Origin of the sequence: Acetobacter sp. DsW_54, assembly GCF_002153575.1 — a bacterium.
GTDB lineage: Bacteria > Pseudomonadota > Alphaproteobacteria > Acetobacterales > Acetobacteraceae > Acetobacter > Acetobacter fabarum.
Genome location: NZ_JOPD01000059.1, coordinates 1 through 10,535, shown reverse-complemented (window position 1 = coordinate 10,535; position 10,535 = coordinate 1). Strand labels below are relative to the sequence as shown.

The following is a 10,535-nucleotide window of genomic DNA, read 5'->3' as shown; positions in this document are numbered from 1 at the left end:
GCCTGTGAATCACAACACACAGCTCAATTCAATAAATTAATAGGTCCTGAGCCTAGTATGCGTCCATTATGATAGTCAAGAATACAGGAAAACGCTCTCGAAAGCAACTGATTGCGGCTGCATTGTAAGATGATTAAAGTTAAGAGCAACTAATCGATTAAGCGGAATTTGGCACCGAGACGTGGGTTACGCCCCGTTTCGTTCATGCTACGTTTGTTTGTGAATAACTGCTCGTAGGACGAAATGATCTTGGCCAATGAACAAGAAACGGCGCGTAGCCCGTTTATGCGGGAGCGCGAGTTTGCACGTCTGATCGCAAATGTCTTCCGGGCACATGGTTTCCAGGTGCAAGAGGACGTGAAATACCGGGGTAGTGCCTCGCCGCGCCGTGTGGATCTTCTCCTCACATCTGAAGAAGGTGCCGTCACGGTCGGCGAGGTGAAACTTTACCGCAGCCGAATGCGCTACATCCCCGACGAAAACAAGGTCATTTCGCAGGTGCGGTCAGCGCAAGCCGCGTTCGGCGCGGATCATGCACTGGTCGTAACAAACTTATATCGTGAGGCGCTTGCTCCTTCGGGCACCATCGACAAGGATGTGCTGCTGATTGGTATAGATGATTTGGCGCAACTGGCGATCGATCCAAAGGTACGTGAAGCAATTGGCCGCGTGGACGAAGAACTTTCATCTGCACTTCGCGAGTTTGATGGCGGCAATCTTACGACACCTAAAAAGAGCTTCGAGCTAAATAAGCTTAAAAGGAAGGCCATCCCACCTCCGCTCATCGAAGAGCCATCGGCGATTCGTTATGGAGCGAAGTTAAAGGCTGAACTCCTTGAAATTAAAACCGGTTCTTCCAAAAAACAGAAGTTGCATACAGGACGGGAGAACGTAAACTGGCGGTTATTTGAGGATGTCTGCTACGAGGCTTTGCAATATGTCTTTGAAGGTGTGTTTGGCAGTTGGAAGACACAAAAATCTATTGCTGGCAACGATAATCGGTTCGACGCAATCGCCAAGATTCAAGGAAGTGATGTGTTTTGCCGAACGCTCATCGAACATTTTAGTACACGTCATATCTTGTTCGAGTTTAAGAACTACACGGATGCAATCAATGCAAATTTGATTTATATCACCGAGAAATATCTTTACACCAAGGCACTCCGAGGAGTCGCCGTAATCATCTCGCCCAAAGGTTTCGATTCAGCCGCTAAGCGCTCCGCTCAGGGAGCGCTCCGCGATGTAGGCAAGGTCATGCTGGATCTCGACGTGCCGCTACTATGTCGGCTCCTCGACGCCAGGGACAACGCTGAGCCACCAGGCGCGGAAATGGAAATATTACTCGACACTTTCCTGATGGAGGTCGGACGATAGGGGGCATTTATTTCAGTAAGAGGTCATGCGTGTGCCGAAAAAAGTTCATTAAAACAGTCTATTAATCCCGCTTTGCTCTCAACTTGCGGTTGCCGCAAGCTGAGAAGTAATCCTGCCCCCGCAACCACTTGCAGTTTCTGAACCCCGTTAAGTCAACGGCTTAGCGGGGTTTTGCTATGCGTAAACCGAGGGCATATTCTGGGAAACTGTTTAATTTCAGGTATTTAGGGTAGGTAGGTTCAAAGCGGAGGTATCATACCGCGCAACCACTTGCGATTATCCGCATTGACGTGAGCTGCTGTTACAATCAGGCTCAGAATCAAATGTAATTTTAGCTTCTGGATTGATGACGGACCTTATTCGAGACCTTATCCTTCGCTGGAGGGACGATCCGGCAGGGACCTATCAGAGCTGGTTTCTGTGGGACGAGCGTATCAAGAACTTCCGGTCTATCCGCCGCGGGCTGCAGCAGGCCGTTGCGGAGATTACCGCTGGTACATTCGGGGTCGCCTATCGTGGCTCATCCTTGGAAACGGTTGTTCATTCGATTGCTGAGCAGCGCCAGATATTCAAGGGGGCGGATCATGCATTTCTGTGGAAGCCGAAGTTACGCATTCCCGATATTTACGAAAATCCTGCCAACCAGAAAGCATTCGGGCAGCTTCTCGGTACCTGTCTGTGCTGTAATACCGAAGAGCACGTGGTCTCGGCCGTTAAGATCAAGGGACTGGGACCAGCCGTCGCCAATCTGCTGTATTTCCTGCATCCCACGATCATGCAGCCTTTCAATACGGCGATCGTGAAAGGTTATAATGCCCTGACCGGATCAAAGGTGAATCTGGGGCGATGGGAAGAATATCTTGCCATGCGGCAGGGTATCCTGAAACTGAATGCGACCTATCGTTCGCTGCTGTCCAACGATCTGGGCGCCATTGGAGGACTGCTGTTTGATCTCGGAAGCGGACGCTATTCAGCGCCGCCTCTTGAGGATGACGAATCAGCGCGAAAACTCTGGGAGACCGATCTTCATCAGGTGAGGGAGCAGAGCGCAAAAGAGGCTCGGGTCTTCGCTGCGGAGCGGGAGACGGATCATACCCATACCGAAATTCAGGGCTGGCTTCGCGATCTGGGGCATTCTCTGGGTTACGATGTCTGGATTGCCGCCAATGATCGCAGTCGTCCATGGCAGGACGGTAAACTGGGAGATGACTGCCTGTCGGTGTTGCCTGGGTTCACAAGGAAACGCAAGCGGCGCAATCCGTGCGTCTGATCGATGTTCTGTGGCTGAACCGGGAAAGCCACAGGATTGTGGCAGCATTCGAGGTCGAGCATTCAACGACCATCTATTCCGGCATTGTGCGGATGCTGGATCTTGCTCTCGGGTCAGAGGCGCAGGCTCTGGAGGGACTGTTTCTTGTGGCACCAGACAAGCGGGAAGCCGATGTGCGGGAACAGTTGCGGCGACCGGCCTTCAGCAGAATTGCCGATCTGAAAGTCCGGTATCTACCTTATAGAGCGCTGGAGAAAGATCGTGTGGCAATCGCGCGTTTTTGGCAGGGATTGAGGCCTATTCAGGCCATATCCCATCTGCTTACGCCTGCATGATGTGGGTGGTAGGAAAGGCCGGAGGAGCGGAATGTCCGATATTAGCTCACGGACAGAAAGGTGATCGCTGGCATGGTTGAGATCTACGAACACTATGCGTCCATCCGAATTCTACTGCTGAGTTCGGGGGGCGTCCGGCCTTTCATTTATTAATACAAAGGGAGTCGAACGACTGGAGGGCATGCATCGATCAAGTCGGGTAGTTTTGCCATCTGTCATATGACTAAGATTGACGTCAACGAACCATGGGTTGGGGATCTAAGTGCTGAAAACGAATACAAGTGCTATAAGTATTTATCTGCGAGCGGTGGAGAAGGCACTCAAGCGGGGAGACGCTACGGAACATACGTACCGTCCAGCTCTCAAGCGACTCTTGGAGTCGTTTTGTTCGGCTATTGTCGCGACGAACGAACCCCGACGCATTCAATGCGGATCGCCCGACTTTGTCGTTTCACGCGGTCAAATACCTATTGGCTATGTCGAAGCCAAGGACGTCAAAATCGATCTCGTCACAGCTGAGAAGAGTGACCAACTCACGAGATATCGGGAAAGTCTTGGTAACCTCATCCTCACCAACTACTTGGATTTTCGCCTCTACCGGGATGGGGAGTTTGTTCGCTCCGTGAGCTTAGCGTCTGTCTCAAGGAACGGCTCTCTCAGTCTTGTCACAGGAGCCGCTCGCGAACTACAGGCGATGCTGCAGGTCTTCTTCGACGCCTGGATGCCGACGATCTCCGCGCCTCAAGATCTTGCTGAGCGCATGGCGCGCGCCGCGCGGCTATTAAGGGATATCGTCGGCGACGTCTTCGAGGCGGAGGACGAAGCGGGTGATCTGCATGAGCAGTATGGAGCGTTCCGGCAGATACTGATCGCGGAACTTTCTGTCGCAGAGTTCGCAGATATGTACGCTCAGACTATCGCATACGGCCTGTTCGCTGCACGGTGCAACCATGCAGGTCCCGGTTTTACCCGTGAGCGCGCAGGTCACGACTTGCCCCGCACTAACCCGTTCCTTCGCAAGCTTTTTAATTCGATCGCCGGTCCCGATCTAGATGAACGAGTTACGTGGATCGTTGACGAACTGGCGGAGGTTTTGGCAAAGACCGACATAGCCAAAATTCTAGCGCGTTTCGGAAAAGCCAAGCGCGGCGAAGACGCTGTGGTGCACTTCTACGAAACCTTTTTGGCGGCCTACGATCCCGATGTCCGCGAGCTCCGGGGGGTCTATTACACGCCGGAAGCGGTCGTCCAGTTTATTGTTGAGAGCGTTGACTATGTACTAAAGACCGAACTCGACATTCCCGACGGCCTAGCGGATAGTGCTAAGCTTCCTGCGGTCGGCAGCAAGGAGCCCCAGCATCGTTTGACGGTGCTCGATCCAGCGACAGGAACGGGTACCTTCCTCTACTCGATCATCGACAAAGTCCGCGAGACATTCACGTCGGGCGAAGGAGCTTGGTCGGCTTACGTTGCCGAGCACCTTCTGCCGCGTTTGATCGGGTTCGAACTGTTGATGGCACCCTATGCTGTCGCACATATCAAGCTGGCTCTCAAGCTCCAATCCAGCGGCTATGATCTTACCCGCGACGAGCGATTACGGGTCTATCTGACCAACACCCTTGATGAGCCCCATGTCGGCGCGGGCCTCCCGCTCTTTGCACGCTGGCTTGCCGAAGAGGCCAATGTTGCTGGAGACATCAAGAAGACCAGTCCTGTCATGGTCATCCTAGGCAATCCTCCCTACTCGGGGAATTCGCAGCATTCCGGTGCTTGGGTTCGGGGGTTAATGAGGGGAAAGGACGCTCTCTCCAATAAGATCGTCGGCAACTATTTTAGCTGTGATGGAGAGCCGCTTGGCGAGCGTCAGGCGAGGTGGCTCAACGATGACTATGTGAAGTTCATCCGCTTTGCACAGTGGAAAATTGAGACCACCGGACACGGTGTTCTCGCCTTCATCACGAACCGGAATTACATTGATAACATAACTTTCCGGGGTATGCGCCAAGCTCTCACCAGAGCCTTTGACAAGATCTATGTCCTAGATCTCCACGGGGATGCGCTCGGAGGTGATACGACCTTCAGCGGGTTAATGGATGAAAATGTCTTTGACATCACAAAAGGGGTGGCGATTACGGTTTTCGTTCGAAGCAAGGTCATTCGTCGGCGGACGTCGAACGTCGTTTATGCGAGCCTGAGGGGACCCCGCGACGGGAACCGAGTCGAATTAAACGGTAAGATCGTCAAGGGGAATGGCAAGGACGGCTGGCTTCGTGCGAACAGCATCGGTACGATTAAATGGCAGAAGGTCATGCCAGAGGCTCCCTATTACCTCTTCAAGCCGGAAAACGACGCCCTACGTCAAATCTATCGTAAAACCTTCGTCGGTGTCGATGAACTCTTCATATTTGGCTCTTCCGGATTCTTGGCTGGCTACAAGGAGGTTGCAGTAGATTACTCTGAAGCGGCCGTTGTTGAAAAATTCCGTCGGCTAGCGTTTCCTGAGGCTCGATTGAGCTCGGAGGACGTCAAGGCGGAGTTCGGACTTGCCGATCGTGATAATTGGACGGTCGCGGAGGCTCGCGCCAAACTCCGCGGCGATCCCAATTGGCAGGATAGTGTCGTGCCCTATCTAGCGCGACCGTTCGATCTCCGCGCGGTCCTCTATAAAGACGAATTCCTCATTCGCTCCGTGCGACGAGTGCAGCGGCACATGCTCTACGGGGACAACTTGGCACTGCTGGTGTCGCGACAGACTATTGCGCCTTTTCGGCATGTCTTCGCAAGTCGATCCGTCGCAACATTCAATGTTTTGGACAATGCGGGGCGGCATGGCGCTGGCCCCTTCTTCCCACTCTATACCCACTTTGAAGTCAAGGGTGAAAAAGCACTCGGGCTTGGCGCGAAGAAGGAACACAACCTCTCCGTAGAGATCATCAACGACCTAGCGACCAACTTGGCCCTCACGTTCGTAGCCACCGGACCTGGCGATCTTCGAAAGACATTCGGCCCGGAAGACATCTTCGGTTATGTCTATGCGCTTCTTCACGCGTCGGCGTTCCGCGCCGACTTCGGTGTGCAGCTCAAGACTGGGTTTCCTCGGATTCCACTTGCTCCGGGCGTGAAAACTTTCGCGATGCTCTGTCGCTTGGGAACAGCACTCGTCAATTTGCATACTCTCCAAACGACCCCAAGCGACGTGGCGCCCTTCCCGAAGTCTGGAGACGATGTCGTCCGGAAGGTCGAGTTCACACCGCACGCGTCCGACCCAAATACGGGTCGGATCATGATCAACAAGGATCAATATTTCGAAGATGTGCCTCTCACTGTGTGGGCATATCAGATCGGGCGTTACCAAGTATGCCATCAGTGGTTAAAAGAACGTATCGACCGAAAGCTGAGCTACGACGAGATTGTTGCCTTCAGGAGAGTTGTCGGCGTTCTCTCGGACAGTTTGGCGGTCATCGCGAAAATCGACAAAGAGCTCCTTCTAAGGCCGCTCTGGACAAACAGTTGATCGCCAGAATACCGCCCAAAAAATGTCGCGTATAAAGAGGACTGATCTTCCGCTTCAGAACCCATGCTCGGCAAGGAGGCAGGCGTGAGCAAAAAAAAGTTTATCAAAACAATTTTTTAATCGTGCTTTGTTCTTAACTTGTGATTTTTGCAATTTGAGAAGCAATCCTGCCCCCGCAACCATGCATAAACGTCTGAAAAGACACGACGAACCCGCCCCAAACAGGCGGGTTTTTTTGTGGCCGGAATGCAGGAAAAACATAGGAAACAAATGGAAAAGTACTGGGGCGCGTTTTTGTCGAGATTCACGTTCGCGTGATGTTGCTAGCGCTAGTCCTCGCGGCAGCGGAGACAGGTTTTTGGTTCTGCAACATGCAGGGCAAAACGAACGGCGCCTGGTGTCTCCAGGTCGGGTTTCAGTTTCATCGTCGGAATCTGGTAGTCGCCACCGTTCTGCTTCCGGTACGGGATGGGCGTTGTCGTTGCGAGCGTGCGTATACGTTCGCGTAGTTGCTCGGACACAATTCCGAAACGTGCGTCATCCAATCGGTCCACCCTGTAAGTGACGAAAGGCGGTAGCACTGTGAAGCCGGGATAGAACAGAATGCCATGGTTGATCGGAAATAGCAGATCGTCGATCTGACCATTGATCCCGCGTTCGGAATAATGCTCCGGCCAGCCTCCCGTCGTTACGAGCAGCATGGCGCGCTTGCCGGCCATCACGCCCTCGCCATAGCGATCTCCCCAGCGACGATCACTGTGTTCACCAACGCCATATGCAAAGCCACAGGCATAAACGCGGTCAACCCAGCCTTTGAGGATCGCTGGCATTGCGAACCACCAGAGTGGAAATTGGAGAATCACGGTATCGGCCCAGCGAAGCTTCTCCTGCTCTGCCTTCACGTCATCCGTCAGCCCGTCCGCTGCGAATTCGTGTGAGGATGCAGATGCCACTTTCAGGCGCTCGCCGACAGGCAGATCCGGGAAGTCGCTGCGGTCGACGGCTGCTTTCCAGTGCATGGTATAAAGGTCCGAGACTTGCACCTCGTGCCCCTGCGATTGCAGTTCGGCGACTGCGATATCGAGAAGAGCGCCATTGAGGGAGTGTCGTTCGGGATGGGCGAACACGATCAGGACATTCATGCGTGAGGCCTTGTCTTTGCAAAAAAGATTCGTTTCCCGGCAAGACTAGGCGATAGGGTATTCTTCTCCCATATGGAGATAGCGGAAAGCACAGTGCCGAAAAATGGAACAATCCCTGATCTCGCTGGAACGGATGCGAACCTTTGTACGCATTGCTGAACGCGGCAATTTGGCCGCCGTCGCACGGGAAACCGGTGCCGGACAATCGACAGTAACGCGGCATCTGCGTGAACTCGAGGAGGCTCTGGGTGTCTCGTTACTGACGCGCACTACGCGCCGGACGGCGTTAACAGACGAAGGGACGCGATATTATGCGCAGTGCGTGCAGATTCTTTCCCTCGTCGAGCAGGCAAGTCAGGAAATGCACGATACACGACAGGCAACGGCCGGAACGGTGCGTATTTCCTGTACCGGTGCGTTGGGTGTTCTGCATGTCAGTCATCTCGTCTATGCTTTTCAGGACGAGAACCCAGGGATCAGGGTGGAATTCGGTCTGACGGACGAGCGTATTGATCTGGTGCGTGACGGCGTCGATATCGCCATTCGTCTTGGCCCCCTGAGCGATTGCGCGATGAAACTGCGCTCCCTTGGCGAGAGCGAGCGTATGCTGGTCGTATCCCCCGAATGGCTGCGTCGCAACGGTCCGGTGCGGAGCCCCGAGGACCTGCGTCAGCTTGAGGGCGTACGGATGTCTCGTGTGCATGGATCGGATCAGCTGGTTTTGCAGAGCGCGAAGAGCAGAAATCACGTTGTGCCGTTCCACGGTCGTTTGATCGTCGATCATGGTCTGGCAGCGCGGGATGCGCTTCTTGCAGGTCGAGGCTACGGGCCGGCCCATCGCTGGCTGATAGAGGACTGCCTGCGGGATGGTAGTCTTGAGCATATACTGCCAGATTATACGCTGTCGCCCGTGCCGCTGAGTATGCTGATCGCGTCGGAACGGACGAACCTGACCCGGGTCCGTCTCTGCGTTGATTTTCTTGCAGAGGGACTCAGGCAGGTTCCCGGTATCAGCCGGTGAGTGCTGCGGCGTTCAGCCTGCGCGCGCACAGAGGCTAACATGTGCCTGCGGATCAGATCGCTAACGGCGCGGATGAGATACACCCATCCTTTGGACATAGATTGTGGCGCAATCTATATTTTATTTTTTAGCCAATTTTCAAATGTCAGGAAATCGGGATGTCGCGTTCTGAGCGTGGCCAAATCCGATTTGTAGCCACAAGAACTAAACCACTCGAACATTTTACGCACATCGTAGGGCAGACGCTTCAAGATGATGTCCGGCAACGGGAAAGGAAGGCCGGCAAACCACCTGTTGCCCCTGAACGTCCGGACGATCTGCGTATAGGTGAGTTCATCTCCCGCAATTTCTTCAGATTTTCCAATAAAATCTTCAGGGTTCGCGAAGGCCATTGCGACCCACTTGCCGATATCGTCGCTCGCAATCATCTGCAACGGTTTTTGGGGTAGCACATTCCTGCGAACTAACGCCAGAACCAGTGTTCTCATCACGGGTTTGCGGAAGTTATCCATGAAGAACACCGGCCTGACGACCGTTGCCGGTAAGCCAATTTTTCGAATGTGTTCCTCAATGCGCCATTTGCTCTCAAAATGGGGCACTCCTGACTGCCGGTCCGCGGCACCGACAGATGAATAGACAAAATGCTCTATTCCGGTTTTCCGTGCTGCGTCAGCAACCGCGATACCGCGACGGATCTCGGTTTCAATACCCTGATCCGTTCCCTGTACTGAAAACACGCCATAGGCATCCTGAAAGGCTTTTGTCAGCGACGCATCGTCGTCCATATCACCTTTCACAACTTCGACGCCCTGCGCCTTTAGTGCCTGCGCGGATTCGGACGCTTGATTGCGCGAAAGTGCGCGCACTTGCCAGCCTCCTTTCTGCTGAAGAGCCCGTAGCACAGCTCCTCCCTAGTGACCCGTCGCGCCAAAGACCACAATCGTTTTCTGTGACATTGCCTTCATATCCATCGTTATGATTGCAGTGAACGAAGACTATTGGACCGTAACTGGACAAGTAGGATGAAAAACAAGACTAGTATGGAAAATCTGACCGAGGAACATCGAGAATGCCTGCCATCGGAGCAGGAACTGGCCGCGTTTCAACGCGCGATTCAGGTTATTACCGGCAAGTGGAAAGTCGAAATTCTCTGGTTTCTGCTTCACGGTACGCGCCGGTTTGGTCAGATCCGAAAGGCATTTCCTTCAATCACGCAGCATATGTTAACGGCCCAACTGCGTGCTCTGGAGCAGGACGGTCTTATTATACGAACCAGCTATGCCGAAATCCCGCCTCGTGTGGAGTATGCTCTCACGGAACGCGCTTACGCTCTCAAACCAGTCTTCCAGGCTCTGGCGGCATGGGCGCAGCAAGCATCAGAACCTGAATAAATCTGGTCTACGGTGAATCCGTGGCGCCATCGAAGGCCGCTCGCGCTGCATCGATTTCCTTGATGTGATCGCGCGCCCATGTTCCAAGTGCGATGACCGGTTCGGTCAGGGACTGGCCTAACGGCGTCAGTTCATATTCCACGCGTGGTGGCATGACAGAATAAACGGTACGCTTTACCAGGCCATCGCGCTCAAGTCCGCGTAAGCACAATGTCAGCATTCTCTGGGATATTCCGTTCACGGCGCGTCGTATTTCAGTAAAACGACGCGGACCGGGGTTCAGAAGCATGATAATGAGGATGCTCCACGTTTCGCCGACTCTCGCCAATACCTGACTGACCTTCTGGCAGTCGGTATTTTCCAGATCGTGAGGCTCTTTAGTTACATCCATTATACTTGGTTCCAGAAATGTGCCGTATTGTGCGGCAAAATATGAACTGCCCCGGTTTTACCGGAGAGTAAAACTCTCGGAGGATGAACCCTATGGT

General features: G+C 53.6%; 7 protein-coding genes and 1 pseudogene. 5 read left to right on the top strand and 3 right to left on the bottom strand.

Annotated elements, in window-relative coordinates; all coding sequences use genetic code 11:
* Nucleotides 1-249 precede the first annotated feature (249 nt).
* The 3 genes and pseudogenes from HK20_RS12635 (at nucleotide 250) to HK20_RS12625 (ending at nucleotide 6,493) form a co-directional block, all read left to right on the top strand.
* Complete coding sequence (locus HK20_RS12635) at nucleotides 250-1,374, top strand: restriction endonuclease (RefSeq protein WP_158093074.1); 1,125 nt, start codon at nucleotides 250-252, stop codon at nucleotides 1,372-1,374.
* Nucleotides 1,375-1,720: 346 nt separating this feature from the next.
* Nucleotides 1,721-2,979, top strand: a pseudogene (locus HK20_RS12630) (type II restriction endonuclease).
* Nucleotides 2,980-3,241: 262 nt separating this feature from the next.
* Complete coding sequence (locus HK20_RS12625) at nucleotides 3,242-6,493, top strand: type ISP restriction/modification enzyme (protein ID WP_143296526.1); 3,252 nt, start codon at nucleotides 3,242-3,244, stop codon at nucleotides 6,491-6,493.
* 329 nt (nucleotides 6,494-6,822) lie between these two features.
* Here HK20_RS12625 and HK20_RS12620 read toward each other — a convergent pair whose 3' ends face one another.
* The gene (locus HK20_RS12620; RefSeq protein WP_086647386.1) at nucleotides 6,823-7,635 is read right to left on the bottom strand and encodes an NAD(P)H-dependent oxidoreductase; all 813 of its coding nucleotides are present in this window, start codon (nucleotides 7,633-7,635) and stop codon (nucleotides 6,823-6,825) included.
* Between the two features lie 103 nt (nucleotides 7,636-7,738).
* On the opposite strand from HK20_RS12620, the gene HK20_RS12615 reads away from it, so the two are divergent.
* Nucleotides 7,739-8,656 (top strand): LysR family transcriptional regulator, encoded by a 918-nt coding sequence (locus HK20_RS12615; protein ID WP_086647385.1) that lies wholly within the window; start codon nucleotides 7,739-7,741, stop codon nucleotides 8,654-8,656.
* A 113-nt stretch (nucleotides 8,657-8,769) separates the two neighbouring features.
* Here the strand turns inward: HK20_RS12615 and HK20_RS12610 are convergent, their stop codons facing one another.
* Nucleotides 8,770-9,558 (bottom strand): NmrA/HSCARG family protein, encoded by a 789-nt coding sequence (locus HK20_RS12610; RefSeq protein WP_255375223.1) that lies wholly within the window; start codon nucleotides 9,556-9,558, stop codon nucleotides 8,770-8,772.
* A gap of 120 nt (nucleotides 9,559-9,678) precedes the next feature.
* On the opposite strand from HK20_RS12610, the gene HK20_RS12605 reads away from it, so the two are divergent.
* Nucleotides 9,679-10,047 carry a helix-turn-helix domain-containing protein gene (locus HK20_RS12605; protein ID WP_086647384.1) on the top strand — a complete coding sequence of 123 codons (369 nt, stop codon included), beginning with the start codon at nucleotides 9,679-9,681 and terminating at the stop codon, nucleotides 10,045-10,047.
* Nucleotides 10,048-10,054: 7 nt separating this feature from the next.
* On the opposite strand, the gene HK20_RS12600 is transcribed toward HK20_RS12605, so the two are convergent.
* On the bottom strand, nucleotides 10,055-10,438 hold the full coding sequence (locus HK20_RS12600) for a helix-turn-helix domain-containing protein (protein ID WP_086647383.1): 384 nt from the start codon (nucleotides 10,436-10,438) through the stop codon (nucleotides 10,055-10,057).
* Nucleotides 10,439-10,535 lie beyond the last annotated feature (97 nt).